This window comes from Paeniglutamicibacter psychrophenolicus (assembly GCF_030812255.1).
Lineage (GTDB): Bacteria > Actinomycetota > Actinomycetes > Actinomycetales > Micrococcaceae > Paeniglutamicibacter > Paeniglutamicibacter psychrophenolicus_A.
Genome location: NZ_JAUSSH010000001.1, coordinates 198,443 through 223,521, shown reverse-complemented (window position 1 = coordinate 223,521; position 25,079 = coordinate 198,443). Strand labels below are relative to the sequence as shown.

The window sequence follows — 25,079 nt, the reverse complement described above, 5'->3', positions numbered from 1 at the left end:
TGCCCGGATCGGGCAGGACCTTCCCGCTGTTTCACTGCGGTGTTATTCGCTGGCCAGCCCCTGCACCGGGGCCAGCTTCGCGGCCCGGCGAGCCGGGACGATCGAAGCGGCAAGCGCCGCAACCACCGACACCGCGATGACACCGGCCAGTTGCAGCCACGGGATGGACACGCTCATGGCCCCGAAGGCACCCATGACCGACTGGGCACCGAGCAGGCCGTAGGCCGATCCGAGCAGCACGCCCAGCAGGGCCGCGACCCCGCCGATGAGCACGGCCTCGGTGGCCAGCATCTTCTTGAGCTGCCCGCGGGTCAGGCCCAGGGCGCGCAGCAGCGAGTTCTCCCGGGTGCGTTCCAGCACCGAGAGGCTCAGCGTGTTGGCCACGCCGATCAGCGCGATCAGCACCGCGACGGCCAGCAGGCCCGAGACGATCATCAGCAGCATGTCGATGACGGTGTTGAACATCTGCTTTTCCATGACACCTCCGCCCACGGCGTACTCCTCGACGTTCAACTCATCGGCGATGTCGGCCTGCAGCGTGCGAAGCTCCGCATTGCCCAGCGAATCATCGACCTTAAGCCACAGCACGGTGCGGGCGTTGGCGTCCTTGGCCACCGATTCCCTGGTCACTCCCAGCATGGAGGTCGCGGTGTCCCAACCAACGGCCGGCTGCAGCGCGTTGCTTTCGGTGATGAGCATTTCCAGCGTGCCGGTCTTCCCGCCGAAGCCGGTGGCCTCCATGGTCTTGCCCTCGTTGTTGGAGGAGACCAGGACCTGGCCGGCGGCAGGGACCTGGCTGCCGTTGTTGAGCACGGAATTGAGTGACCCGGGGTCGGTGGCGAAGAGTTCCTGGCCGCTCTTGGAACTTCCCACTGCGGTGAGTTCCGCCAGGTCCTGGACGCCGTTCATGGCCTTGACCTTGGCCAGGGATTCGGCGGGGAAGGTGGTGCCGGAGTAGTCGTTGACCTCGACGTCCACCAGGTACTCGCTGCCCAGGGCAGCGTCCAGGGACGCCTTGGCCGTCTGCGCGCCGACCATCATCATTGACACGAGCGTCACGCCGATCAGCAGCGCTGTGGCCGTGGCGGTGGTGCGACCGGGGTTGCGGACCGCGTTGAGGCTGGCCAGCTTCCCGGGCACGGTTCCGCCGGAGGTGAGGGCACCGATCGCCGAGACGGTCTTGGGCAGGAAGAGCGAGCCGAGCATCAGCACGCCCGGGAAGGACAGCACGCCGCCGCCGAAGGCGATGAGGATGTCCCCTTCGGCTGCGCCGTAGGCAAGCGCCGCGGCGCCGGCGGCCACCAGCAGCGCACCGAACACGATGCGCACCTTGCCGGCCTTGTTTCCCACGGCGGCGTCGTCGGCCGGGCGCAGTGCCGCCAGCGGGGAGACCAGCATGGCCTTGCGGGCAGGCATCCAGGCGGCCACCAGGGTGATCGCGGTTCCGGCCACGATGGGCACGATGACGGCCTGCGGGTTGACGGCAAGGGTCGCGATGGACATCTCCGGCACCGTGGCGACCAGGACCTTGATCAGGGCTGCCATGATGCCGGTGGCCAGCAGCACGCCGGCGGCCGAGGCCAGCAGGCCGACCAGCAGGGCCTCGATGAGCACCGAGGAGCGGATCTGCGCCCGCAGCGCGCCCAGGGTGCGCATCAATGCCAGCTCGCGGGTGCGCTGGGCGATGAGCACGGCGAAGGTGTTCATGACCACCAGCCCGGTCACCACCAGTGCGATCAGGGCAAAGACCAGCAACACGATCGTCAGCTGGTCGTTGCCGCCGGAGAAGGCGGCGATGTCCTTGACGATCTGCTCGTCGGGGGTGTTGACCTGGAAGTACTTCAGGCCGGTTCCCTCGAGGGCGGAGGTGATCGGGGCCTTGAGCCCTTGCAGGTCGATCCCGTCCCGGGCGGCCACCACGATGCTGCCGTAGCTGGTCTCCCCGGGGCCGGAGAGCGCATCGAGCAGGGACTGGCCGATGGTCAGGTTCATGGCCGAGCCGGTCATCGGGTCGTTCGAGGCCGCCGTGATGCCCGAGACCTTGACCTGGCGGCTGATTTCCTTGCCCTCGGCGGTGGTGGTGCCGATTTCGAGGACATCCCCCACGGAAATGTTGTATTCACCGGCATAGGTGGCATCGATCGCCACCTGCTCGCTGCCGGTGGGCAGCGCCCCGGTTTCAAGCACCGTGGAGCTGAGCTTCTTGTTGGTTGCCGCGGTGTTGGCCGAGGCGTAGTAGTCCCTGCCACCGGCGTTGACGCCCACCCCGATATTGGCGGAGCCGTGGACGGCCGCCACGCCGTCGACGGATTCGATGGCTTTCAGGGCCGTGGGGCCAAGGACGTGGGTTTCGGGCTTGTCCTCGTCTCCCGCGGCCATGTCCATCATGTAGTCCTGCCCGATGACCAGGTCCGCGTTGGCGTAGGAGGAACCGATGCTGTTTTTCAGGGTTTCGGTGGCCGAGGCGTTGACCATGAGGGTGGCTGCCAGGAAGGCCGTGCCGATCATGACCGCAAGGGTCACGGCGATGAAGCGCCGCGAATAGGTCTTGAGGTTGGCCAGTGCGAGTTGCAGCAAGGCTTATGCACCCAACCCTGAAAGTGCCTGGGTGACCGTCTCGACGGTGGGGTCCTCGAGCTGGCCAACCAGCTCGCCGTCCTTCATCAACAGCACGGTGTCGGCGTAGGAGGCGGCCACTGCGTCGTGGGTGACCATGATGATGGTCTGGCCCATCTCGCGGGTGGAGGAACGCAGCAGCGAGAGCACCTCGGCTCCGGTGCGCGAGTCCAGGTTGCCGGTCGGTTCGTCGCCGAAGACGACCTCGGGGCGGGTGAGCAGGGCCCGGGCCACGGCCACGCGCTGCTGCTGGCCGCCGGAAAGCTCGTGTGGCTTGTGGTTCAGGCGGTCGCCCAGCCCCAGGGTGGCGACGATGGTCTCCAACCATGCCTTGTCGTGCTTCTTGCCGGCCAGCGCCAACGGCAGCAGGATGTTGGCCTCGGCGGTGAGCGTGGGGACGAGGTTGAAGGACTGGAAGACGAATCCGACCTTTTCGCGGCGCATCTTGGTCAATGCATCATCATTCAGCTTCGAGATGTCTGTCCCGCCAATAAGGATCTGCCCGTCATTGGCGTCATCGAGGCCTGCCAGGCAATGCATGAGGGTGGATTTGCCCGAGCCCGAGGGGCCCATGATCGCGGTGAACTTGCCGCGGACGAAGGAGACGTCGACACCGCGCAGCGCCTCGACGCGGGTGGTGCCCTCGCCGTAGATCTTGGTCAGGTTCGTGGCGTGGACAGCAAAATCGGTGCTGGTATGTGGTGCAGTAATGGTCATGGTTCCACGTTATGTTGCCGTTGGATGGTTTTGGATCATCCGCAGGGACCGTTTATTCCATCCCTTGGCTCATACTCGGGTATGAGACAGCACCTTCACAGGGTCCGGCGATAGGATCGCAAGCCTATGCTCTATTTCGCGGTTCCAACCGTTGCCCTGCTAGTTGTCCTCGGCCTGGCCGCAAGCGCGTCCCTGCTGGCGGCGCTGCTGCACTTCACCTCCCGCGGCCGCGAGCGGGCAGTGCGCAAGGTGCTGTTGGTGGCCCTCGCGGTGTGGGCGTTGGGGTTGGCCGTGGCGGTCCTGCCGGCGGCCCCGCAGCCGGATCCCTCGATACCGACCGGCACCTTCAATTGGATTCCGTTCCTCGCGCACCAGGAACGCGACCTCGGAGTGGAGATGGTGGCGAACCTCGGGCTCTTTGCACCACTGGGGTTGGTGCTGGCCTTTTACTGGCGCCGGTTCGCGGTGCTCAAAACCACGGTCTTGGTACTGGGGCTATCCGTCTGCGTCGAGACCACGCAGCTGTTGCTGCGCAACAACCGGGCCTCGGACATCACCGACGTCATCACCAACACCGCCGGTGGATTTGCCGCGGCCTTCATCGGCTGGGCCCTGGTGACCGCTGCCAGGCGCAGGCTGACCGTTTCCGATCCCGCCGCCCCGGAATCACTGCACCAGCGGTAGCAGCTCGCATTCCATGTCCACAGGATCCAGGAACGTGCTCCACAGCGAACTGGCCCGGTCGCATGCATGCGGGACATCCCAAGACAGGTCCGACTTCGGGTCCGCGTTCTCCGTCGGTGAGGGTCTCGATGTAGATGTAGTCCTTCACGGCCGGGAAGAACGCCGGCGGGTGCTTCACCAACCAGGCAGCGCTCCCCGCGATGCTGCCGGCGACGACCAGGCACAGCCCGGCAAGCACGCCGCAGAGCCTCCACGACGTCGGTTCAGTCGTGCCGCCCGTGCTCCGGGGTCTGGTGGCTGTGGGACTCGATCTGGAAGGTGGAATGCTCGATGCTCACCTCAAAGTGCTCGGCCACGCATGATTGCAATTCGCCCAGCAGGGTGGCCGCGGCACCGGTGTGGAACGCCGCGTCCTCGACCACCACGTGGGCCGAGAGGATCGGCAGGTTCGAGGCGATCTGGCTGGCGTGCAGGTCGTGGACCGCCAGGACCTGGGGGTGCGCAACCAGGTGGGCCCGGACATCCTCGAGGTCAAGTCCCTTGGGCGTGGACTCGAGCAGGATGTGCGTGGTCTCCCCCAGCAGCTTCAAAGCGCGCGGGATGATCAGGATCGCGATCAGCATGGCGGCGATCGAGTCGGCCTGCATCCAGCCGGTGGTGGAGATGACGATCGCGGAGATGATCACGGCGACCGAGCCCAGGGCGTCGTTGACGACCTCAAGGAAGGCAGCGCGCATGTTCAGGTTGTCGTCCTTGCCCGAGGCAAGGATCAGCATCGAGGCGACGTTGCCGAGCAGGCCGATGATGCCGAAAATGAGCAGCCCGCTGCCGGCAATTTCCGTCGGCTGGAAAAGGCGGCGGATGCCGTCCACGAGCGCGTAGACGCCCACCCCGAGCAGCAGGGTCGACTGGAGCGTTGCCGAGAGCACCTCGGCGCGGCGGAATCCCCAGGTTCTCTTGGCCGTTGGCTTGCGCATGATCAGGGTGGCAGCGGTGAGTGCCAGCAGCAGACCGGTGGAATCGGTGAGCATGTGCGCGGCGTCAACCAGCAACGCCAGCGAATTGGTCAGGAACGCACCGATGACCTCGGCCACGAGGATCGTCGCGGTGATGCCAAAGGCCCAGGCCAGTTTCTTCCTGTTGGTCGTTGCCAGGCCGTGGTCGTGGTCGTGGCTCATCGGCTGGCCCCTTCCCGTGCCGGGGCCGGGCCGTGGACCTCGGTGAAGTCGTGGGTGTCCAATCCGTTCTCGTCACTGGTGCCGATGTAGTGGTTCGCGTCGCCGAGCAGGTCCAGCAGCAGCCGCGGGTTGGCCAGCGAGAACATGCTGGCTCGTCCCTGCGCGCGCGAGGTCACCAGGCCGCAGTCGCGCAGGCACGACAGGTGGGCGCTGACGGTGCTTTGGGCCAGGCCAAGGTGGTCGGTGAGTTCCTTGACCTTGTGTTCCCCGGTGCGAAGATGGGCCAAGATCATCAGCCGCGTGGGGTCGGCCAGGCCGTGGAAGAGTGCTGCCGCCGCGGCATGGCCTTGGATGGCTTCGTGGCGCTCGTGGTTGACCCGATCTATCATCGTCATATTACGATGATATCGAATCATTGCGATAAAACAAACGGACGCAAGCCCGTGGCAGGATTGGAACATGAGCACCGGCATAATCATTGGCGACGACAACCTGGCCCGCCCGGCATGGGCGGCGACAGACCCGATGATGCGCATCTATTACGACACCGAGTGGGGCATGCCCGTGCGCGACGAGCACGGGGTCTTCGAACGGCTGAGCCTCGAGGCGTTCCAGTCCGGACTTTCCTGGGCAACCATCCTGCGCAAGCGCGAAAACTTCCGCGAGGCCTTCGCCGCCTTCGACCCCGAGGTCATCGAAGGCTTCGACGAGGCCAAGGTCGAGGAACTTCTGGGCAACGCCGGGATCATCCGCAACCGTGCCAAGATCCTGGCGACCATCAAGAACGCGAAGGCCACCATCGCACTGCGCGAGGATGGCGGACTGGCCGAGTTCGTCTGGGCGTTCCAACCGGACTCCACCCCGACGCCTTCAGCCATCGAAGAAGTTCCGACCACCAGCCCCGAGTCCCTGGCCCTGTCCAAAGCGCTCAAGAAACGCGGTTTCGCCTTCGTGGGGCCCACCACCATGTTCGCGCTCATGGAAGCGCTGGGAATCGTGGACACACATCTTCTCGGCTCCCACCGCCGCGGCACCTCGGGCGTCTGGCCGGCATGAGTTCGCGCTTCCTGGCATCCAAAGGTCCGCTGGATCCCGGTCACATGATGCGCACGCTGGGCATCCACTCGATCCCCACGCTCGATATCCACGAGCCCGCCGAGCATCGACACACCCGGGTGATCGCCGTCGACTCCGGCCCAAAGGCCGTTGAGTTGGAGTTCGCCGTGGAGGGAGTCCGACTGACCTGTGCCGGGAGCAATGCCGGCGACCTCGACCAGCTTGAAGCCGCGGTCCGCGCATGGCTGGACCTGGACACGGATCTATCCGGCATGCAGGAGTCCTTTTCCCCCGATCCCGTGCTCGGCCCGCTGGTCGAGGCTCGCCCGTGGCTGCGGCTGGTCGGCTATCTCAACGGGTTCGAAGCGGCCGCCACCACGATCCTGGGCCAACAGGTGACGCTGGCAGCAGGCCGGACGTTTGGCGGACGCTTTCTGTCAGCGTACGGAAGCGAGGGCCCCGGCGGACTGCGCATCTTCCCGACGCCCGAGGCCGTGGTTGCCCAAGGCGTTGGCACCCTGCGCGAAACCATCGGCTTGACCACGACCCGGGCGGGCACGCTGTTCCTCATGGCAGAGGTGTTCGCCGCCAAGGGTTTCACCGGAACGCCCGGCATCCCCCTGGATCGCCCGGAACTGCTGGCCTTGCGCGGAGTGGGCCCGTGGACCGCAGACTACCTGCAGATGCGCGGCCAAAGCGATCCGGATGCCTTCGTGCCCGGGGACCTGGTCGCGCGTCGAGCCCTGGACAGGATCACCGAACGCGAAGCTGCGGCATTGGCAAGCTCGTGGGCGCCATACAGGTCCTACGCCATGGTCCACCTCTGGGCTTCGGACTCGATGGGCGGTACGCCGGCCCAATCCGTCTCGCATGGAAAACCCACTGGCACCCCGTGAGCACTTTGCCAGGGTCATGTACCCCCGCTTCGAGCAGGCGATGACTCCTCGATGCGGGGCCGCCGCGAAGCCCTGCCGGAGAGAACCCGCCCGAAACCCGCCTCAGGCGCTCAGTGACTCCGGGAATATCTGCCCGACGGGAGTCTTCTTTTCTGCCTGGAACTCGTCCTCGGCGCGGCCATAGGCCCAGTAGGCCGACAGCGACATGGCCCGGCGGTCAACGCCGCGCTCGCCATTGAGATAGGCCCGCAGCGACTTCATGGTCTCCCGTTCGCCGTGGGCAAAGACCTGGATGCTTCCCTCGTGCCACTGCGCGTTGCGAACGGTTTCCTCGAGCTTGGTGTTTTCCGGGGTGAAGTAGCCGCCGCGGTGCAGCCAATGCACGGTGATCCCTGCCGGCACATCCAGCTGGACCTCGTCCTCTGGTCCTGCGACCTCAAGGTAGATGTCCCCGACCATCTCCGGGGTCATGTCCTCGACCGCGGCGGAGATCGCCGGAAGCGCCGTCTCGTCGCCGATGAGCAGGTGCCTGTCGAATTCAGGGTTCGGCGTGTAGAGCCCACCGGGGCTGGCGAAGCAGATCTGGTCGCCGATCTTTGCGTTCTGCGCCCACGGGCCGGCCAGGCCCTGGTCGCCGTGGATCACGAAGTCGATCTGCACGGTTTGGGCGTCGAGGTCCACGTGCCGCAGCGTGTAGGTGCGTCGGACCGGGAAGTCTTCCGGGGCCAGCTGCTCACGGAGGGCATCGAGGTCGTACGGGGGCACCAGTCCGAGCTCGGGCTTGGTGAAAAGGATCTTCACGTAGCGGTCCGAGACGGCCTTGTCCTGGAAGTTCACGAAGCCCGGCCCCCCGAAAGTCAGTCTCATCATGTGCCGGGACAGCTGCTCGCTGGCCAAAACCTCGAGGACAACCTGGGGCCGAACCGGACGTACCGAACGCTGGATAGTCACCAATTACCGCCTTTTTGGATTAGGGAAGATAAGCCTAGCCTAATCGACCAAGCCCCTGCTTAGCCAATGCCAACGTCATGCGCCCAACCCGTTGGTCAGAGCCAAGCCGTCAATCATGATGTCCAGCCCCACGCCAAAAGCCGTGTCGGCACGCGATCCGCCCAGTGAGGCCTGGGCGGCCAGCGCCTCGACAAGTCCCGGCGTCTGGGGGGCATCCGCCCCGGGGTCAAACATGTCATCGGGCGCCACCATATCAAGTGCTGAACCCAGAATGAACGACTCCAGGGCCACAATGTCACTCATGACCCGGTTTGGCTCCCATCCAGCAGCCAAGAAGCCTTGCACCACACATTCATACATGGCCAGGGTGCGGGCCGCCCCGGCGATCGGCTCGGTGGCCAGTAACGCAATCGCGTTCGGATGGGCAGCGAATGCGTCCCGGTACGAGCGCGCCCACAGCCCCACAGCTTCACTCCAGGGCAAAACCCCAAACCCGCTGATGTCGATACTGTCGCTGACCACCTCGCGCATCCCCACCAATAGCGCCTGCTTGTTCTTGACATAGTGGTAGAGCGCAGGAGGCTTGACACCGAGTTCGCCAGCGAGCGCAGCCATGGAGAACTTCTCCGGACCCACGGAATTGAGCAGCTCGAGGGCAGCACCAAGTATCTTTTCGCGGTCGAGCACCGACTTGCGCGGCCGACCAGCGCGACGAATTTCCGACAAATCCACCAAAACCCCTTGCCTGTGACTCCGCCCACAGGTACGGTGGGCAAAGTTTATTTAATCGTATTAAATATCGTTGGGAGTTACCCCCTTGACATTGACAGTCTTTCACTCTGGCTCGATTGCCGGTGCCCCCACGGGGCACATGACTGCCGTGGCGGTCACAGACGGGATCATCACCGCGGTCGGGTCCTCCGCCGAGGCGTTGGTCCCGGCGGCCGACGTACTCCACGACCTGGGCGGAGGTTACCTGGGACCCGCATTCGGCGATGGTCATGCACACCCGCTCTTTGCCGGGCTCGAGGACGTCGGTCCGCAGATCCGCCAATGCACAAACCTCGACGAAATCCTTGACGCAATCGCGAAGTGGGCGGATGCGCACCCCGGGGACGGTTGGATCGTTGGTGCCAGCTATGACGCAACGCTGGCCGAAAACGGATACTTCGATGCCCGGTGGCTCGATCTGGTGGTTCCCGACCGCCCGGTGCTCCTACGGGCTTGGGATTACCACACAGTGTGGGTCAATTCCATGGCACTGGAGATTGCTGGAATCACGACAGATACACCGGAGCCCGAACGTGGCCGGATCATTCGTCGAGCAGATGGCACTCCCCTGGGAACATTGTGCGAGCCCGGCGCCATCGATCTGGTCACCGTCCATGTTACCGACCATAGCCAGGACACAATGGTCGCTGCTCTTTCCCGGGCAACGGCAACCTTCGCAGAGGCCGGTGTCAGTTGGGTGCAGGACGCATGGGTGGAAACCGGATCGCTGGACACCTACTTGGCTGCGGCGCGGCAGGGGGCCTTACACACGCGCATGAACCTTGCCTTTCGCGCAGATCCGACGCGTTGGGAACAACAGCTGCCCGATTTTGCCTTAGCCAAGGACAGGGTGCTTGCCGCCGATGAAAAGCTGCTCAGCGCACACACCATCAAATTCTTCCTGGATGGGATTGTTGAATCACACACGGCCCATATGATCGATGCCTACGCGGACTTCCCCGGCAGCCGCGGCCTGCCCAATTGGGAGGACCAAGCACTCATCGACGCGGCAATTGCCGTGGATGCCATGGGTTTCCAGTTGCACATCCATGCCATCGGGGACGCCGCTGTGCGCCAGGGGCTGGACACCATTGAAGCGGTCCTTGCTGCCAACGGGCCGCGTGACCGCCGTCCGGTCATGGCGCATCTTCAGACCATTGCCCCCAAGGACCTGGCGCGGTTCGGGGAGTTGGGCGTCATCGCGAACTTCGAGCCGCTGTGGGCGCAGCAGGATCCCGTGATGACCAATTTGACCTTCCCCCGGCTGGGAGACGAACGGGCTTCACGGCAATTCCAGATCGGCGAGATCGCCGCTTCCGGCGTCAGGGTGACTTTCGGCAGTGACTGGCCCGTCACCCACCACCACCCACTGCTGGGCATCGGCACGGCAATGACCCGCACCGGCGTAGCAGACCCTGGCGGGAAACCGCTGGCCGGGGCGCTGTACGACGTGACTGATGCCCTGGAATCCTACAGCACCCAAGTTGCCTACCAAGCCTTTGCCGAGCATGAACGAGGAACCCTCGCTTCCGGGCAGCTCGCGGACCTGGTATGGATGGCGAGCGACCCACGCACCAGCGCCGACAACGAAGTGGCCGGGCTCAAGGTCCTGGGCACCTGGCTTGCCGGCAAACCCACCCATTTGGCAATACCCGATCGGGTATCAGAAGGAACACGATGAAGATCAAGACCAATGCTCAGGCCCTTGCGGCCAGCGGAAATCAGGATTCCCGCCCCACCCAACTCAAGCGCGTCATGGGCATCCCGTTCCTGGTGCTCTTCGGGTTGACCTACATGGCACCAGTCACCGTGTTCACCACATACGGAGTGGTGACTGGTGTGACCAACGGGCATTTGCCCGCAGCCTACATCGTTGGACTGGTGACCATGTTGTTCACGGCATTCAGCTATGCTCACATGTCGCGGGCGGTTCCGCAGGCTGGATCTGCCTACGCCTACACCCAGCAGGCCTTCGGCGGCACCGTGGGATTTGCTACGGGCTGGACGCTGATGCTTGACTACCTGTTTATTCCGATGATCAATTTCCTGCTCATCGGGATCTACCTGAACACCCAGTTCCCGGCGGTTCCCGCGTGGGCTTTCTCGCTGGTGGCCCTCGTGCTGGTGCTCGGCTTGAACATCATTGGCATCAAGTTCATCGGGCGGCTCAGCGCAACCGTGGTGGCTTCATCGGTGCTCATGATCGGCATCTTCGTTGCACTGGTGCTCAACCAGATCCTCAACACCGATGCGCCAAACCTGCTGGCACCATTCTCCTTCGGTGCCGATGGCCTGGGACCGATCTTCTCCGGTGCGGCCATCCTGTCGCTTTCCTTCCTTGGATTCGATGCGATTTCAACGCTGTCGGAAGATGCGAAGAATCCGGGCAAGTCGATCCCCGCAGCGATCGTGCTCACAACCTTGGCCGGCGGGCTGATCTTCATCGTCGTCGGCTGGGCCGGGGCGCTGATCCATCCGGACCACACCACCTTCACCGACCCGGATGCCGCGGGTGTCGAACTCATGGCAGGCGTCGGCGGTGCGGCGCTCACCGCCATCTTCGTGGCAGTGTACGTCGTAGGATCCTTTGGCTCGGCAATGGCCTCGCAGGCCAGCGTTACCCGCATCCTGTATTCCATGGGGCGCGACGGGCTGCTGCCACGCCGCATGGGCATGCTCAACCGCCGCTTCTCCACACCTGTCTACGCGACCCTCGTGGTCTCCGCAGTGTCGTTGACCTACCTTTTTGTGAGTCTTGAGATGGCCGCCTCGGTAGTCAGCTTCGGGGCTCTGGTCGCGTTCTCCATGGTGAACCTTTCGGTCATCAAGATCTTCTTCATGGATGCCAAGGCGCGCGGCGCCCGCGCCGTTCTGCTGTATCTGCTGATGCCATTGATGGGTTTTGCGCTGACCATTTGGTTGTGGACGTCCTTGTCGGGAACCAGCCTCGTTGTCGGCCTGATGTGGTTCGCCGCTGGCATGATCTTCCTGGCTGTTCGAACCAATGGCTTCCGCTCCACCCCGCCGAAACTTTCCTTCGAGGACTAGCAACACCGTCCCGGAACCAGGGCTGCCGCCCGCACGGTCTTTCAAGCCCGTGCGGGCGGCAGCCCTTCTTGTGTGGAACTGCGACTGCTACTCCAGGCGCTGGCCCTGCCAGCTGCGCAGCCTCCAGCTCGATCCCGTCGCATTCTCCAGGGTCACTACACCGGTGTTGGCCAACGGCACGGGGGCCAGCAGCTTGGAGTCGAAGTTGGCGCTCCGGGACGCAAGCCAGGTCACCAGCATGGCCGCGTGGCTGACCACCACCAGCTTTCCGGTCCCGGCGTTCCTGGCCCCTTCGATGACCGCGTCGAAGCGATCCAGGGCGGTGCGGGCGTCCTCGCCGCCGGGCACCCGGGCCGAAAGGTCGCCCGAGAGCCAGCGGAAGAACACGTCGCGGTAGGCCAGTTGGGCGTCGCGGTCGGAGCGCATTTCCAGTTCCCCGGCGGAGATCTCGGTGAGCCCGGCATGCTCGGCCACTTCCAGCCCGCGGGCTTGCGCCAATGGACCGGCCGTCATCCTGGCGCGCAGCAACGTCGAGGAATACACCGCGTTGACGTCCTGCCCTTCGGCACCCAACCGCTCCACCAGTGCCTGCGCCTGCGCAATCCCGGTCTCATCCAGGGGTGCCCCGGGGGCTCCGGTGTCCAGCGCCTGCGCCACGTTCGAGGCGGTCTGCCCGTGGCGGATCAAGATCAGTCTCATACCTTCACCCTAAATCGTCAGCCCGGTTTTGGTACGATAAAACCAGCTTCACGAGATGCGCGCCAGATATGGGCTCCGACCCGGCGACACACCAACCCCATGCTTCACGGGTGGTTCGGATGACGAAGCGGTCCTTGGCGGCAACCGCCCCGGGGACAAGAGCACACGAAAGGCGCCATCCCTTGCGCAACCAGCCATGCCCGTCCGGATCCTGCATGTCCTTCCACCCCGGCCACCGCACCAATCCGCGGGCGGTCAAGTCCATGATGGCCCGACCCACGCTGTGGGTTCCGGCCGACGTGGAGGTCATGGTTTCCCCCGTCCAGGGGCTCACGCTGCACGTCTTTGCCGGCGGGGCGCACCACCAGGTCTTCACCCACGACCTTCCGGTGATCGCGCATCTCCTGCGCATTGCCCCCGCCCGTCCCGAGGGCGTCTCGCTGGGCCGGGTGAATTTCCACAACAAGGCGCTCGCGCTTCCGGCCGACCCGCGGCGCAGCGCGGGGCTGGGTTACTTCTCCTTCAGCACCGAGCCGCTTGAACCGTGCAGCTTCGAGCGGGACGAGGCCCTGGCCCGGGATTTCGACGCGTTGACGGCCGAACTACAGCGTTCCTAGCGGAAGATCGGCTCGGCCCCGAAGCGGGCCATTGCTTCCTTGCTTTCCGCGGAAAGCCGCAGCAGCCGCTGGGTCTCGACGGAAAAGAACGCCAGGGTCGTGGCGGCTCGCACGCACACCCCGCCGTCCACCGGATCGTGGAATTCGTAGCAGATGTCGAAGCTTGCGGCCTTGATGGCGCTGATCCACAGATCCACGTGCGCCGGGACGTTGCGGTAATCCAGCGGCCTGACGTAGCGCACCCGGTGCTCGACCACCAGGATCTGGGTGTTGTCCGGGACCGCGGAGAACAGGTCGGCCATCGGCTCGATCCCGGGCTTGCCGGTGCCGCCGGGCACGCCGAAGCCGGCGATGCGTGCCTCTTCCATCATGCGGACCAGGTTCACGTTGTTGATGTGGCCGTACGCGTCCATGTCTCCCCAGCGCATGGGTACCTCCACTCGGAGCTTGGGTTCGTTCATTGCCCCGGCCCCTGCTCGGCGTCGGGGCTGATGAGGCCCAGCGCCTGCAGTTTTTTGGCGATGCGAGCCCCGTCGGGTTCGTACACCCACGGCACCCCCGGGGTGGAGTTCAGGATCCCCTGGCTGCGCCCGCCTGCGAGCACGGCCTCCGAGGGGGTCAGCTGGCGGATCACGATCGCCGCGACGTGGTCGGGGTAGCGCCTGGCGAATTCGGCGTAGAGGTAGGGGTCGTGTTGGCCGTCGTCCCCGATCAGCAGCCACTTCAAGCTCGGGAACTCGTTGGCCAGGCGGCGCAGCTGGTCGGCCTTGTGCTGCATGCCCGACCGGAACCAACCCCTGTCGGTGGGTCCCCAGTCGGTCAGCAGCAGCGGGCCCTGCGGGTAGAGGTTGCGCGAGAGGAAGCGGGTGAGCGTCTGGGCGACGTTCCAGGCTCCGGTGGACAGGTAGAAGGTGGGGGCTCCGGGCTTGTCGCGCATCAGCTTTTCCATCATCACCGGCATCCCCGGGGTGGCCAGCCTGGCGTGCTCGGACAAGACGAAGGAGTTCCAGGCGGCCAGCAGCGGGCGTGGCAGTGCGGTGACCACGATGGTGTCGTCCACGTCGGAGAGCAACCCGAATTCGGCGGCGGCGTCGACCATCATGACAGGGGCGGCCACCGCGGCGGAACCCTCGGTGTGCAGGGTGATCTCGTGCCAGCCCGGTGGCAGCGTGGCGGCGACCCTGACGTCGAGCACTCCCCCGCGGTCGGCCCGCACGGCAAATCGTTCGCCGTTGATGTGCACTTCGAGCTGCCCGTGGGGGACGATCGGCGAGATGAAGTTCCGCCAGCCGCGCACCCCGTCGGCGATAACCTTGGCGCGGTGGCGCCCGGCATCGAACGCGCCGGGCTTGGCCAGCACCAGGCGGGCGAAGATCCGGACCCAGCCGTTGGCGGGGTCCGAGAGCCCGTAGCCGGTGTAGGGCAGGACGGTGGGTACCAGGCCGCGCTCGCGGGCCCGTGCCGCGCGCAGTTCCAGGGCGCGGTCCTCGAAGCGTGCAGCGATGTGCCGGGCGCGTTCGGCTCCTGTTTCCTTGACCATGAAACCCAGTCTTTCATGAGCCGGGGACCTGGAGTGGATCGAAAGGATGAATTGGGCCGCGTTGCCGGAAAGTTCACTTGCCGTTGTCAGCACTGGTATTTTTCTACGATTCGTAGAATTATGAAGGCATGATGTTTGACCATGATGCAGATGAACCCGTACTGGTACTGACCGAAGAGCAGGCCTGGAGCCTGCTCGAGAGGACCTCCCACGGCCGCCTGGCCACCGCGGTGGGCGGCGCCGTCGATATCTTCCCGCTTAACTTCGGCCTGGTGGGCAAGACCATATACATCCGCACGGCTCCCGGCGAAAAGCTTGCGGCCCTGACGGTGCACGATGCCGTGGCCTTCGAGGCCGACGGCATCCTCTCCGACGAAGCCTGGTCGGTGGTGGTCCACGGACACGCGCGCCAGCTGCAAACCAGCGCGGAGATCGAGGAGGCGCGTAGCTCAGGGGTCTCCCCATGGATCCCGACTCCGAAGGAATCCTGGGTGAAGATCGAGGTCAGGAACATCTCGGGGCGCCATTTCCGCCTCGGGGCGCAGCCAGAGGCCAACTAGGTACTTTGGTCGCGGTCATTTCGGGGTTCTCGGCGCTCCAACCGGCAAGGCTTGATTCGTCCGTGCAGCTTCGTGAAACAGGCCTTCTGGCCAAGAAATGCCAACCGCCTGCCAGTCCAGTGTCATGCCCCGGACATGCCGAGGCTGTCTTGCGTCACCCGCGGGTGGGGCAGGACAGCCTCCGCATGACCGACATGTTCCCGTCGGGGCATGAAGCTGCTCTCCAGCACCGCCTTCGTGCTTTCCCGGGGCCGGCATGTCCATGTCATCGGTCTCGATCTGGGCACATTCCGCCTGGGTGACCACCGGAACTTCGCGCCCTTCCCTGTCGATCAGCTTGCCGTCGGCATATTGGTCGCCGTCAAGCAAGGCGCGGATGTCATCCTGGCAAACGACCCGCGGCGGGGCCGCGGCAAAGACCGAGGCATCCTTGGCTGGCGTGCCAAATTTCATTTCGTTGAACAGCAGGTTCAGCACCACGGCCATGAGCGTGCCTGAAGAGATCCCCGAGGCAAAATCAGACTTTGACAGCGCCGACCTTGTTCATGCGTTTGAGCAGGTCTGCTGCCACGCTGACCGCAATGGTGGCCGGGTCCTTGCCGATCACCTCGGGGTCCCCAATGGGGCAGTTGATCCGCTCAATTGCGTTTGCCTCATGACCGCTGTCCACAAGGTTCTTGCGAAATCGCTGCCATTTGGCGTTCGACCCGATCAGCCCTATCGAGCCAAGTTTCGGATGCCGCAATGCGGCATCGCACAGATGGAAGTCCTCGGCGTGGTCATGGGTCATGATCAGCACGTGCGTTCCGCAGGGCAACCGGCTGAGCACCTCCTCGCCAATGACGGCTGGTCTCGGATGAATTCGCGCCACCGACGGTTCAAGCGCTTCCAAGCCCTGCAGGTTTTCCGCACGCGAGTCGCTCAGGTACAGGTCAATGTCCTGTCGTGAAAGGATGCGGGCAAGTTCGAGGCCCACATGGCCAACCCCGAAGATCGCCACCGCTTCGGGCACGGCCAACGGCTCCAACAGGATCGTCACCTCGCCTCCACAACATTGCCGGCCATAGGTTGCCGGCGCCTTGTCATTCAGGCGCAAGGTCATGGTTTCGGGCACGTCCTGCGAATCGGTGAGCATTTGCCGTGCCCTTGCCACCGCGGTCATCTCCAGGTTGCCGCCACCGATGGTTTCAAAAAGCTCATCAATGGTGGCAACCATCTTGGTTCCGGCCTCACGAGGTGCATGCCCGCGCACTTCAACCAGGGTGATCAACACCGCCGGGGCACGACGGGATCGCAGCCGCAGCACGGTGTCAATCCAGGTCATGACGATCGTTGGCTGACTAATTTGCTGGTCTCGCGGGCCGCCTGGATCGCCCAGAACACCGCTTCGGGGGTTGCCGGCGATGCCAGCTCCACGCTGGTTCCGGGCCGGGCGAAACCGGCAATGGCCTGGCGCAATGCCTCACGTACCGAGAAAGCCAACATCAACGGGGGCTCACCCACCGCCTTGGAACCGTAGATCGCGCCCTCTTCATGGGCCTTGTCCAGAAGCGAGACCTTAAAGACTTCGGGCATTTCCGACAGGCTCGGGATCTTGTAGGTGCTGGCACCCTGGGTCGCCAGCCGCCCCCGGGTGGGCCGGTCACTGGTATCCCAGCGCAGGTCCTCCAAGGTCAGCCAACCCGCGCCCTGCACAAAACCGCCTTCGATCTGCCCCAGGTCAATCAGTGGCGAGAGTGAATCTCCCACGTCATGGACCACATCCACCTGGCGAAGTGTGTACGAGCCATCGAAACGACTGACTTCGACTTCGCTTGCCGCCGCCCCGTATGCGAAGTACTTGAACGGAGATCCCCTCATGAGGCCCACATCCCAGTGCAGACCCTCGGTCCGGTAAAAGCCCGCGGCCGAGAGCTGGACCCGCTGGAAGTATGCGGCCTGGACCAGATCCTTCCAGCTAATGGATTCACGCCCGCCGAGGGTGGAGACCGTGCCGCGACTGAACCGGATCTCGTGGGAGGGAACGCCGAGTTTGACCGCCGCCACTTGGGCAAGCCGATCCCGGATCTGTTCGCAGGCATCCTTCACCGCTCCGCCGTTCAGGTCGCTGCTCGAACTGGCTGCCGTGGCCGAGGTGTTGGGGACCTTGTCGGTACGCGTCGGCGCCAGCCGAATGGTGTCCAGGGCGACCCCGAGGGTGGTGGCAGCCACCTGCAGCATTTTGGTGTGCAGCCCCTGCCCCATTTCCGTGCCACCGTGGTTGACCAGCACCGAACCGTCCTTGTAGACCAGCACCAGGGCACCAGCCTGGTTGAACGCGGTGAGGTTGAAGGAGATCCCGAATTTCACCGGGGTCAGGGCCAAGGCCCGCTTTGCATGCTCGTGATCCTCGTTGAACCGGGCAATCTCGGCCTCGCGACGTTCAATTTCCGCACCGTCCAGCAGCTGCTGCCAGACGGCTTCCAGCCGTTCGGGGTGGCGCACCGGCTGGTAGTACGGGGTGTCCTGACCCTGGACGTAGAAGTTTCGGCGCCGCAGTTCCCGGGCGTCCAGGCCGAGTTGCGGGGCCACCAGTCCCAGGATGTTCTCCAGGACCAGCATTCCCTGTGGTCCCCCGAAACCGCGAAACGCCGTCTGCGAGGTCTTGTGGCATTTGGCCACTCGGCCGCGAACACGGATGTCGGGTATCCAGTAGGCATTGTCGATGTGGCACATGGCCCGGGTCAGCACCGGCTCGGACAGGTCCAGGCTCGACCCGCCGTCAGCGGTCAGCGTTGCCTCCAGAGCCAAGATCTTGCCATCGTCGTCAAAACCGGCCTTCCAACTGGCATGAAAGCCGTGGCGCTTTCCGGTCATGGTGATGTCCACCGTGCGGTCCAACCGCACCCGCACCGGCCGCCCGGTGAGCAGGGCCCCGAGGGCCGCCACCGCGGCATAGCCGTGGGACTGCATTTCCTTCCCACCGAAGGCGCCACCCATGCGCAGCACCTGGACGGTGATCCGGTGTGCGGGGATCCCCAGGATGTGGGAGACGATGTCCTGGGTTTCGGTGGGGTGCTGGGTGGAGGAATGGATCATCATCTGGCCGCTTTCGTCCACCAAGGCCAGCGAGTTCTGGGTCTCCAGGTAGAAGTGTTCCTGTCCGGAGAATTCGAATTCCCCGTCAAAAACGTGCGCGGCGTCCCTCAAGGCGGCTTGGCTGTCGCCCTTGTCGATCAGCGGCTGGATTCCGTGGAAGCTTTGCGCGGCGATCGCGTCCTGCAAGGTGATCAACGAGTCGAGCGGTTCGTAGTCCACCTCGACGGCAGCCGCCCCGGCCTTGGCGGCTTCCAGGTCCTCGCCGAGAACCCACGCCACGGCCTGGCCGTAGAACATGACCTCGTCCACCGGCAGCAGCGGTTCATCGTGTTTGGCCCCTTGGTCGTTGACCCCGGGGATGTCCGTTGCCGTGATCACCCGGACCACCCCGGGAACCCGGTAGGCCCCGCCGAGATCAAGGTTCAGGATTTTTGCGTGTGCCTGCGTGGACTGGACCGGGTAGGCGTGCAGCACACCGACCATCCGCCGGTCCAGGTCGTCGGTGTACAAGGCGCTTCCGGTGACATGTCCCACCGCCGATTCATGCGGATGGACTTCCCCGACAACGGGGTGTTCAGGACGTTGGGATAACTGGCTCATGTGCCTTCTCCCTTCAACAGGTTGGTCTCTTGCAGTTGTTCGGCGAAGAACCGCTCCAGCGAGGATGCGAGCATCGCCCGCCGGTAGTCGGCGCTGGCCCGGTGGTCATCCATCGGGGTTCCCTCTTCCCCCATGACCCTGGCCGCGGCGCGGATGGTTTCCGGCTCCCAGACCCGGCCTTCGAGCATCATTTCGGTGGCGGTGGCCCGCAACGGGGTGGCCGCCACCCCGCCCAAGCCGATCCGTGCCTTGGTGATGATGCCGTCTTCGACGGTGAGCGCGTAGCCGATGGCCACGCTGGAAATGTCGTCAAAGCGGCGCTTGGATATTTTCTGGAAGGACGTCAGTTCGCCCAGTGGCAGCGGGATGCGGATGGCGGTGATCAGCTCGCCGGGCAGGCGGACCGTTTGCCGGTATCCGGTGAAGTAGTCGGCCAATGGCACCACCCGTTGGCGGCTCGCCGAGCTGAGCACCAGCTCGGCGTCCAGGGCCAAGAGGGCAGGAGGTGTGTCTCCGATGGGCGAACCGGTGCCGAGGTTCCCGCCGATGGTCGCGCTGTTGCGGATGAGCCGGGAAGCGAATTGGCCAAAGAGCTTGCCCAGCAACGGGATCCGGCCTTGCAGTCCGCGTTCCAGTTCACTGAGCGTGCAGGCCGCCCCGATCTCAATGTGCGTGTCGGTGACATCCAGTTGCCTCAGTTCATCCAGCCGGTCGATGGCCAGCAGGGATCGGGCCCGTGCCCCCTTGATGTTGACCTCCACACCCCAGTCGGTTCCACCGGCGAGGGGCAACACCTCGGGTTCCTCGGCCAGGATCCGCAGTGCTTCCTCCAGGGTTCCGGGCCGCCGGTAGCGCCCGAGCTGGCCCGTGGGGGTACCGGGGCGGGACAGGTCGGTGGTCGCCACGGTCGGTGCCGGCTGGTCCCTGCGGGCAGCCAGCGCGTCATCCACGGCCGGCGTGCCCAGGGCGAAAGCTGCATCGCGGATGGGCCGGTACCCGGTGCACCGGCACAGGTTGCCGGAGAGCGCATGCAGGTCAAACCCGTTCGGCCCGCAGTGCTGCTCCCCTGTGTCCTCGACGTCCGGCAGCGTTCCGGTGGGGGCTGCCCGTTCCGGCCGGTAGTATTCGGCAGCCATGCTGCAGACGAATCCCGGGGTGCAGTACCCGCATTGCGAGCCACCGCGCTCGGCCAGCTGCTGCTGGACCGGATGCAGGTCGGTGCGGTCCCCCAGCCCCTCGGCTGTAACCACTTCCTGCCCGTCGAGGGCTGCGGCCGGCAGGAGGCAGGCATTCATGGCGGTCCAGCGCGTGGCATCGCCGTCGGGCCGGGCCACCAGGATGGAGCAGGCCCCGCACTCGCCTTCGGCGCAGCCTTCCTTGCAAGAGGTAAGTCCTTCACCGCGCAGGAAGTCCAGGGCGTTGGTATGCGTTGGCCCGGTGAATTCCCGCACCGTTCCGTTTACGGTAATCAAACACTGGGAGTCTGGGGTTGTCTTGGCGGTCATGCCGCTTCCTCCTGCTTCCCACCAGGGCGGGAAGCGCTGTGAACGAACGATTGATGATGGGCGCGCAACAAAGCGGCCTGCGTATCAGCGCCAGGAGCCAGGGTCTGGTTCAGCTGGCTCGCTGCATGCAGGCCAGCTTAGTTTCCGTGGGCAATCTGCCCCTTCGACCATGCCGTCGTTCCACCCATGAGGGTCCTCCGGTGTTTCGGATCATCAATGTTGTTGGTTCACAAGACACATACGGCGTTCTTTGGGAGCCGGCCGCACCCAGCCGGCGTTTCTGTATTCCAAACCAGTTGTCCCGCTATTCATGGGCGTGGCTCCCGTGTGTTTCCCGCGAGTGAACCGGCACTCCGGTTTCGCCCGAAACCGCCGGCCACTCATTCAGCAACATGCCCGGTGGATGGCGACCATGGATAGGTTCCCGCCATGGGCATGCCCCGACAATAGCAGTGACTGTGATCCTTGTCATGCATTCGGTGGTATTCATTTCCCGCAATATGGATATTCCGGATTGGCACCGGGTCTTCAACGGCAACGAAGTGTTCCCTGTTCGGGTGGTTGGCCGCCGGATGCCATAGGGCACCCGATGCCAAACCCACCAGTGCCACTGCAATGCCAGCGGCCAGGTCCGCGGCAAACCTGGTCGGGCAGGTGGTCGACAGTGCGACAGCGCGAGCCGGCCCATTGGGCGGCCTTGAACAAGCGGGCCCACGCCAGGTCGTCCATTGCCCGACTTGGCGGCGCAATCGCCGACACCGGGGCACCGTTATGCCGTAACCGGGCCCGCGGCGTCTCCGGGCGCCATGCCCGCCCGGGGGGCCCGATCCGGGTAGGACGTGGTGCGGGATCACGCTACCCGGCGTAGTCGTAGAAGCCCGCCCCGGACTTGCGGCCCAGCTTGCCCTCGGCGACCAGGGCCGCGATGCGCCCGTTGGGGGCGTCTTCGGCCGCGCCGGTCTCCGCGTGCGTGGCCTGGGCAATGAAGTCGATGACGTCGAGCCCGACCATGTCCATCAGCGCGAACGGGCCCATCGGATGGCCCAGCGCGGTGCGCGCGGTGGTGTCGATGTCCTCGATGCTGGCGATGCCCGCATCGGCCAGGAACAGCGCCTCGCGCTGGATGGCGCCCATCAGGCGGTTGGCGATGAACCCGGGGATCTCGCGGTTGATCAGCACCGGCTCCTTGCCCAGCCGGCGCGCCAGCTCCATCGCGGTGTCCACCGTGACGTCGCTGGTGGTTTCGTGGCGCACGACCTCCACGCACTTCATGACCAGGGCCGGGTTGAAGAAGTGCATGTTGCACACCAGGGCCGGGCGCCCGGTGGCCGCCGCGACCTTGGAGGAACCCAGGGTCGAGGAGTTGGTCGCCAGGATCGCGTGGGCCGGGGCCAGCACGCCGAGCTTCTCGAAGATCTGTGTCTTGATGTCCAGCCGCTCGGTGGCGGCCTCGATCACGAAGTCCGCCGTGGCGGCCGCGGCGTCCAGGTCGGTGCTGTAGGCCAGGGCTTCCAGGGCCGCGGTGGCGGCCCCCTGCCCGAGCTTGCCCTTGGCCACCCGGGAGGCGGCCCAGCCCTCGAGCTCGGTGCGCGCCGCGACCAGTCCCTCTTCGGAGATGTCCTGGATGGTGGTGGAGTACCCGGCCAGGGCCGCACTCATGGCGATCTGCCGTCCCATGGTTCCGGCACCAATGACCAGGATGGTGGAGATGTTTTCGATGCCGGTCCCTGCACTCATTCTTGGCTCCGCGCTTTCGTCAATTGTTCGCTGGCTCACGTTTGGCGGCCAGGCTCGATGTTTATCCTAGGCACGGGACGGGGCGCCGGCCGCATCCGGTCCTGCCAGATGACGGCGGGCGCCCCGAACCGGATGGTGTCAGGCCCCGCGCAGGTACACGGTGGTGGTGTGCGTGAAGAATTCCTTCGCGGCACCGCCTTGTTCCTTCGGGCCGTAACCGCTCTTCTTGGCCCCGCCGAAGGGCACGTGCGGATCGGCGCCGGCCGACTCGGAGTTCACGTGCAGGATGCCCACGTCAATGGATTCCATGGCGGCCAGGGCCTTGGACAGGTCCTGGGTGAACAGCGCACAACTCAGGCCGTACTCGGAGTCGTTGGCCAGCGCAAAGGCTTCCTCGGTGGTGGCCACGCGGCGCACCGCCAGGACCGGTCCGAAGAATTCCTCGCGCCACGCGTCGTTGCCCGCATCCGGGACCTCCAGCACCGTTGGGGCCACGAAGGCATCCCCCAGGGACGCGACATCGCCCTCGAAGCCCACGGTGGCACCCTGGGCCATCGATGCGGCAATGCCGGCACGGATCTGCCCGGCGGCGGCCGGGGAAACGACCGGGCCCATGTGCACCGACGGATCGGTCGGATCCCCGGTCTTCCACTGCCCCAGGCGCTCGCGCAGGCGTTCCAGGAACGGCACGGCGATCGACTCTTGCAGGATCAGCCGCGAGGTCGCGGTGCATTTCTGCCCGGTGGAACGGAAGGCCCCGAAGAGGACCTGCTCGGTGGCGAGTTCCAGGTCGGCATCCTCCAGCACGACCGAGGCGTTCTTTCCGCCCATCTCGGCCTGGATAGGCACCCCGGCACCGGCGGCGGCGGCGGCGAGCTTGCGCCCCACGCCCGTGGACCCGGTGAAGGTTAGCCCGTCAAGCTCCGGGTGGTTCACGATCTCGTTGCCCAGCGCCCCGGAGCCAAGCACGAGGTTCAGCACGCCGGCCGGCAGGCCCGCCTCCACCAGCGCCTGGGCCAGGCGCATCGCCAGCAGCGGCACCGTGGAGGCCGGCTTCCACACCACGGTGTTGCCGAAGACCAATGCCGGTGCGATCTTCCAGGCCGGGATCGCGATGGGGAAGTTGAACGGGGTGATGACGCCGACGACGCCCAGCGGCTTGCGGGTCACCAGGATCTTTTCGCCGCGGCGCGGGGAGGAGAAGACCTCCCCGGCCAGCCGGTCGGACTCGGCCGAGTAGTAGGAAAGGATCTGTGCGGCGCGCAGCACCTCGCCGCGGCCCTCGGCGACGGTCTTTCCTTCCTCGCGGGCCAGCTCGGTGCCCCACGCCTCGGCGTTGGCGGTGACGATTCCCGCGGCCCGGGACAGGTATCCCCCGCGTTCGGCCATCGGGGTGGCGGCCCAGCCCGCGGCCGCGGCGCGGGCGGCGGACATGGCGGAGCGCACGTCGTCCACGGTGGCGGTGCCGCCGGCTGCGACAACCTGCCTCGGGTCGGTCGGCGAGGTCGATTCCAGCTCGTGCCCGGTGCCTTCGACCCAGCTGCCGTCGATCAGCAGGCGCAGCGGAACAACGTCGGTCTGTGTGATGGTTTCAGTCATTTTTCCCTCGGGATGGATGTTGGGGAATCCTTAGCGGAAGGCCGGGACGCCGGTGAGCTTGTTGCCCAGGATCAGGGTGTGGACCTCGTCGGTGCCCTCGTAGGTGCGCACCGATTCCAGGTTGTTGGCGTGGCGCAGCGGCGAGTAGTCCAGGGTGATGCCGTTGCCGCCCAGGATGGTGCGGGCCTCGCGGGCGATCTTGATGGCCTCGCGGCAGTTGTTCAGCTTGCCCACCGAGATCTGGTGCAGGTCAAGTGTCCCGGCATCCTTCATGCGCCCGATGTGCAGGGCCAGCAGGTAGCCCTTGTTGATCTCCAGGGCCATGTCCACCAGCTTCTGCTGGGTCATCTGGTAGCCGGCCAGCGGCTTGTCGAACTGCAGGCGCTGCTGCGAGTACGCCAGGGCGTCCTCGAAGGCGTCGCGGGCCGCTCCCATGGCTCCCCAGATGATGCCGTAGCGGGCCTCGTTCAGGCAGGAGAACGGGCCCTTCAGGCCCACCACGTTCGGCAGCACCGCGGTGGCCGGAAGACGCACGTCGGTCAGCTCGATCTCGCACTGGATGGAGGCCCGCATCGAGAGCTTCTGCTCGATCGGGGTCGCCTTGAACCCGGAGGTTTGCGTGGGGACCACAAATCCGCGGATGCCCTCGTCGGTCTGTGCCCAGATGACGGCGACCTGGGCGACGTTGGCCAGGCCGATCCAGCGCTTGGTGCCGTTGATGACCCAGTCGTCGCCGTCGCGGCGGGCGAAGGTCTTCATCGCCGAGGGGTCCGAGCCGGCGGTTGGTTCGGTCAGCCCGAAGCAGCCGATGGCCTGCCCCGCGGCCATCTTCGGCAGCCATTCGGACTTCTGTTCCTCCGAGCCGTGCTTGTAGATCGCGCTCATCGCCAGCGAACCCTGCACCGAGACGAAGGTGCGCAGCCCCGAGTCCCCGGCCTCCAGCTCGGAGCCGGCGATGCCGTACTCCACGGCGGTGGCGCCGGCGCAGCCATAGCCCTTCAGGTGCATGCCCAGCAGGCCGAGCTTGGCCATTTCCGGGACGATTTCCAGCGGGAAGACCGCATCGGCGTACCAACCGGCGATGTTGGGCTTGATGGCCTCGTCGACAAAGGTGCGGACCTTGGCGCGCAAGGCGAGTTCCGGCGCGGAAAGCAGCGCATCGAAGTTGATCAGGTCGGCCGGGTCAAGCTGGTGGGTTTCGTGGTCGTGCAGGGTCAGGCTCATGGT

23 protein-coding genes and 1 riboswitch are annotated in these 25,079 nt (G+C 65.4%); of the genes, 8 read left to right on the top strand and 15 right to left on the bottom strand.

Features of this window, described 5'->3' with window-relative positions; translation table 11 throughout:
• Positions 1 to 42 precede the first annotated feature (42 nt).
• On the bottom strand, positions 43 to 2,577 hold the full coding sequence (locus J2T21_RS01010) for an ABC transporter permease (protein ID WP_307577560.1): 2,535 nt from the start codon (positions 2,575 to 2,577) through the stop codon (positions 43 to 45).
• Positions 2,578 to 2,580: 3 nt separating this feature from the next.
• Positions 2,581 to 3,333: an ABC transporter ATP-binding protein gene (locus J2T21_RS01005; RefSeq protein ID WP_307577558.1), complete on the bottom strand. Its 753-nt coding sequence runs from the start codon at positions 3,331 to 3,333 to the stop codon at positions 2,581 to 2,583.
• Between the two features lie 126 nt (positions 3,334 to 3,459).
• Between J2T21_RS01005 and J2T21_RS01000 the strand changes: the two genes are divergently transcribed.
• The gene (locus J2T21_RS01000; protein WP_307577556.1) at positions 3,460 to 4,017 is read left to right on the top strand and encodes a VanZ family protein; all 558 of its coding nucleotides are present in this window, start codon (positions 3,460 to 3,462) and stop codon (positions 4,015 to 4,017) included.
• Between the two features lie 263 nt (positions 4,018 to 4,280).
• On the opposite strand, the gene J2T21_RS00995 is transcribed toward J2T21_RS01000, so the two are convergent.
• On the bottom strand, positions 4,281 to 5,195 hold the full coding sequence (locus J2T21_RS00995) for a cation diffusion facilitator family transporter (protein ID WP_307577554.1): 915 nt from the start codon (positions 5,193 to 5,195) through the stop codon (positions 4,281 to 4,283).
• Positions 5,192 to 5,590, bottom strand: coding sequence for an ArsR/SmtB family transcription factor (locus J2T21_RS00990; RefSeq protein WP_307577552.1), 399 nt, complete (start codon positions 5,588 to 5,590; stop codon positions 5,192 to 5,194). The genes J2T21_RS00995 and J2T21_RS00990 overlap by 4 nt, the downstream gene beginning before the upstream one ends.
• Positions 5,591 to 5,654: 64 nt before the next feature.
• On the opposite strand from J2T21_RS00990, the gene J2T21_RS00985 reads away from it, so the two are divergent.
• Both J2T21_RS00985 and J2T21_RS00980 read left to right on the top strand, forming a co-directional pair.
• Complete coding sequence (locus tag J2T21_RS00985) at positions 5,655 to 6,251, top strand: DNA-3-methyladenine glycosylase I (RefSeq protein ID WP_307577550.1); 597 nt, start codon at positions 5,655 to 5,657, stop codon at positions 6,249 to 6,251.
• Positions 6,248 to 7,147: a DNA-3-methyladenine glycosylase family protein gene (locus tag J2T21_RS00980; RefSeq protein ID WP_307577547.1), complete on the top strand. Its 900-nt coding sequence runs from the start codon at positions 6,248 to 6,250 to the stop codon at positions 7,145 to 7,147. The genes J2T21_RS00985 and J2T21_RS00980 overlap by 4 nt, the downstream gene beginning before the upstream one ends.
• Before the next feature lie 102 nt (positions 7,148 to 7,249).
• On the opposite strand, the gene J2T21_RS00975 is transcribed toward J2T21_RS00980, so the two are convergent.
• Positions 7,250 to 8,098, bottom strand: a complete 849-nt coding sequence (locus J2T21_RS00975; RefSeq protein ID WP_307577545.1) for a siderophore-interacting protein — start codon at positions 8,096 to 8,098, stop codon at positions 7,250 to 7,252.
• Positions 8,099 to 8,173: 75 nt separating this feature from the next.
• A complete protein-coding gene (locus tag J2T21_RS00970; RefSeq protein ID WP_307577543.1) occupies positions 8,174 to 8,830 on the bottom strand; it encodes a TetR/AcrR family transcriptional regulator C-terminal domain-containing protein in 657 nt (218 codons plus the stop codon).
• A gap of 199 nt (positions 8,831 to 9,029) precedes the next feature.
• Between J2T21_RS00970 and J2T21_RS00965 the strand changes: the two genes are divergently transcribed.
• Both J2T21_RS00965 and J2T21_RS00960 read left to right on the top strand, forming a co-directional pair.
• The gene (locus J2T21_RS00965; RefSeq protein ID WP_307577541.1) at positions 9,030 to 10,550 is read left to right on the top strand and encodes an amidohydrolase; all 1,521 of its coding nucleotides are present in this window, start codon (positions 9,030 to 9,032) and stop codon (positions 10,548 to 10,550) included.
• On the top strand, positions 10,547 to 11,917 hold the full coding sequence (locus tag J2T21_RS00960; RefSeq protein ID WP_307577539.1) for an APC family permease: 1,371 nt from the start codon (positions 10,547 to 10,549) through the stop codon (positions 11,915 to 11,917). The genes J2T21_RS00965 and J2T21_RS00960 overlap by 4 nt, the downstream gene beginning before the upstream one ends.
• Positions 11,918 to 12,004: 87 nt before the next feature.
• On the opposite strand, the gene J2T21_RS00955 is transcribed toward J2T21_RS00960, so the two are convergent.
• Positions 12,005 to 12,616 carry a histidine phosphatase family protein gene (locus J2T21_RS00955; protein ID WP_307577537.1) on the bottom strand — a complete coding sequence of 204 codons (612 nt, stop codon included), beginning with the start codon at positions 12,614 to 12,616 and terminating at the stop codon, positions 12,005 to 12,007.
• A gap of 46 nt (positions 12,617 to 12,662) precedes the next feature.
• Positions 12,663 to 12,784, top strand: a riboswitch (SAM riboswitch).
• Between the two features lie 47 nt (positions 12,785 to 12,831).
• Between J2T21_RS00955 and J2T21_RS00950 the strand changes: the two genes are divergently transcribed.
• Positions 12,832 to 13,233 carry a hypothetical protein gene (locus J2T21_RS00950; protein ID WP_307577536.1) on the top strand — a complete coding sequence of 134 codons (402 nt, stop codon included), beginning with the start codon at positions 12,832 to 12,834 and terminating at the stop codon, positions 13,231 to 13,233.
• Here the strand turns inward: J2T21_RS00950 and J2T21_RS00945 are convergent.
• Entirely contained in the window at positions 13,230 to 13,694 is a 465-nt protein-coding gene (locus J2T21_RS00945; RefSeq protein ID WP_307577534.1) for an acyl-CoA thioesterase, read from the bottom strand. The two genes, J2T21_RS00950 and J2T21_RS00945, sit on opposite strands and share 4 nt — an antisense overlap.
• Positions 13,691 to 14,773: an App1 family protein gene (locus tag J2T21_RS00940; protein WP_307577533.1), complete on the bottom strand. Its 1,083-nt coding sequence runs from the start codon at positions 14,771 to 14,773 to the stop codon at positions 13,691 to 13,693. Before J2T21_RS00940 ends, J2T21_RS00945 begins: the two co-directional genes overlap by 4 nt.
• Positions 14,774 to 14,901: 128 nt before the next feature.
• On the opposite strand from J2T21_RS00940, the gene J2T21_RS00935 reads away from it, so the two are divergent.
• Both J2T21_RS00935 and J2T21_RS00930 read left to right on the top strand, forming a co-directional pair.
• The gene (locus tag J2T21_RS00935) at positions 14,902 to 15,333 is read left to right on the top strand and encodes a pyridoxamine 5'-phosphate oxidase family protein (protein WP_307577532.1); all 432 of its coding nucleotides are present in this window, start codon (positions 14,902 to 14,904) and stop codon (positions 15,331 to 15,333) included.
• Between the two features lie 210 nt (positions 15,334 to 15,543).
• Positions 15,544 to 15,831, top strand: a complete 288-nt coding sequence (locus J2T21_RS00930; RefSeq protein ID WP_307577531.1) for a hypothetical protein — start codon at positions 15,544 to 15,546, stop codon at positions 15,829 to 15,831.
• Between the two features lie 19 nt (positions 15,832 to 15,850).
• Here J2T21_RS00930 and xdhC read toward each other — a convergent pair whose 3' ends face one another.
• The 6 genes from xdhC to J2T21_RS00900 all read right to left on the bottom strand — a co-directional run bounded on the left by xdhC (position 15,851) and on the right by J2T21_RS00900 (position 25,076).
• Entirely contained in the window at positions 15,851 to 16,657 is an 807-nt protein-coding gene (gene xdhC, locus J2T21_RS00925) for a xanthine dehydrogenase accessory protein XdhC (protein ID WP_307577529.1), read from the bottom strand.
• Positions 16,654 to 19,011, bottom strand: a complete 2,358-nt coding sequence (xdhB, locus tag J2T21_RS00920; protein WP_307577527.1) for a xanthine dehydrogenase molybdopterin binding subunit — start codon at positions 19,009 to 19,011, stop codon at positions 16,654 to 16,656. The genes xdhC and xdhB overlap by 4 nt, the downstream gene beginning before the upstream one ends.
• Complete coding sequence (locus tag J2T21_RS00915; RefSeq protein ID WP_307577525.1) at positions 19,008 to 20,516, bottom strand: xanthine dehydrogenase small subunit; 1,509 nt, start codon at positions 20,514 to 20,516, stop codon at positions 19,008 to 19,010. The genes xdhB and J2T21_RS00915 overlap by 4 nt, the downstream gene beginning before the upstream one ends.
• Positions 20,517 to 21,371: 855 nt before the next feature.
• The gene (locus J2T21_RS00910; protein ID WP_307577523.1) at positions 21,372 to 22,253 is read right to left on the bottom strand and encodes a 3-hydroxyacyl-CoA dehydrogenase family protein; all 882 of its coding nucleotides are present in this window, start codon (positions 22,251 to 22,253) and stop codon (positions 21,372 to 21,374) included.
• A 138-nt stretch (positions 22,254 to 22,391) separates the two neighbouring features.
• Positions 22,392 to 23,852, bottom strand: a complete 1,461-nt coding sequence (locus J2T21_RS00905; protein WP_307577521.1) for an aldehyde dehydrogenase family protein — start codon at positions 23,850 to 23,852, stop codon at positions 22,392 to 22,394.
• 30 nt (positions 23,853 to 23,882) lie between these two features.
• Positions 23,883 to 25,076, bottom strand: a complete 1,194-nt coding sequence (locus J2T21_RS00900) for an acyl-CoA dehydrogenase family protein (protein ID WP_307577519.1) — start codon at positions 25,074 to 25,076, stop codon at positions 23,883 to 23,885.
• Positions 25,077 to 25,079 lie beyond the last annotated feature (3 nt).

What these genes read in the sequence shown, in the direction of transcription:
- J2T21_RS00935 (WP_307577532.1), top strand. Translation starts at nt 14,902, where the DNA reads ATGATGTTTGACCATGATGCAGATGAACCCGTACTGGTACTGACCGAA.
- J2T21_RS00945 (WP_307577534.1), bottom strand. Translation starts at nt 13,694, where the DNA reads ATGAACGAACCCAAGCTCCGAGTGGAGGTACCCATGCGCTGGGGAGAC.
- xdhC (WP_307577529.1), bottom strand. Translation starts at nt 16,657, where the DNA reads ATGACCTGGATTGACACCGTGCTGCGGCTGCGATCCCGTCGTGCCCCG.
- J2T21_RS01005 (WP_307577558.1), bottom strand. Translation starts at nt 3,333, where the DNA reads ATGACCATTACTGCACCACATACCAGCACCGATTTTGCTGTCCACGCC.
- J2T21_RS00915 (WP_307577525.1), bottom strand. Translation starts at nt 20,516, where the DNA reads ATGACCGCCAAGACAACCCCAGACTCCCAGTGTTTGATTACCGTAAAC.
- J2T21_RS00910 (WP_307577523.1), bottom strand. Translation starts at nt 22,253, where the DNA reads ATGAGTGCAGGGACCGGCATCGAAAACATCTCCACCATCCTGGTCATT.
- J2T21_RS00950 (WP_307577536.1), top strand. Translation starts at nt 12,832, where the DNA reads ATGTCCTTCCACCCCGGCCACCGCACCAATCCGCGGGCGGTCAAGTCC.
- J2T21_RS00985 (WP_307577550.1), top strand. Translation starts at nt 5,655, where the DNA reads ATGAGCACCGGCATAATCATTGGCGACGACAACCTGGCCCGCCCGGCA.
- J2T21_RS00990 (WP_307577552.1), bottom strand. Translation starts at nt 5,590, where the DNA reads ATGACGATGATAGATCGGGTCAACCACGAGCGCCACGAAGCCATCCAA.
- J2T21_RS00930 (WP_307577531.1), top strand. Translation starts at nt 15,544, where the DNA reads ATGAAGCTGCTCTCCAGCACCGCCTTCGTGCTTTCCCGGGGCCGGCAT.
- J2T21_RS00980 (WP_307577547.1), top strand. Translation starts at nt 6,248, where the DNA reads ATGAGTTCGCGCTTCCTGGCATCCAAAGGTCCGCTGGATCCCGGTCAC.
- J2T21_RS00940 (WP_307577533.1), bottom strand. Translation starts at nt 14,773, where the DNA reads ATGGTCAAGGAAACAGGAGCCGAACGCGCCCGGCACATCGCTGCACGC.
- J2T21_RS00955 (WP_307577537.1), bottom strand. Translation starts at nt 12,616, where the DNA reads ATGAGACTGATCTTGATCCGCCACGGGCAGACCGCCTCGAACGTGGCG.
- J2T21_RS01000 (WP_307577556.1), top strand. Translation starts at nt 3,460, where the DNA reads ATGCTCTATTTCGCGGTTCCAACCGTTGCCCTGCTAGTTGTCCTCGGC.
- J2T21_RS00900 (WP_307577519.1), bottom strand. Translation starts at nt 25,076, where the DNA reads ATGAGCCTGACCCTGCACGACCACGAAACCCACCAGCTTGACCCGGCC.
- J2T21_RS00995 (WP_307577554.1), bottom strand. Translation starts at nt 5,195, where the DNA reads ATGAGCCACGACCACGACCACGGCCTGGCAACGACCAACAGGAAGAAA.
- xdhB (WP_307577527.1), bottom strand. Translation starts at nt 19,011, where the DNA reads ATGAGCCAGTTATCCCAACGTCCTGAACACCCCGTTGTCGGGGAAGTC.
- J2T21_RS00960 (WP_307577539.1), top strand. Translation starts at nt 10,547, where the DNA reads ATGAAGATCAAGACCAATGCTCAGGCCCTTGCGGCCAGCGGAAATCAG.
- J2T21_RS00905 (WP_307577521.1), bottom strand. Translation starts at nt 23,852, where the DNA reads ATGACTGAAACCATCACACAGACCGACGTTGTTCCGCTGCGCCTGCTG.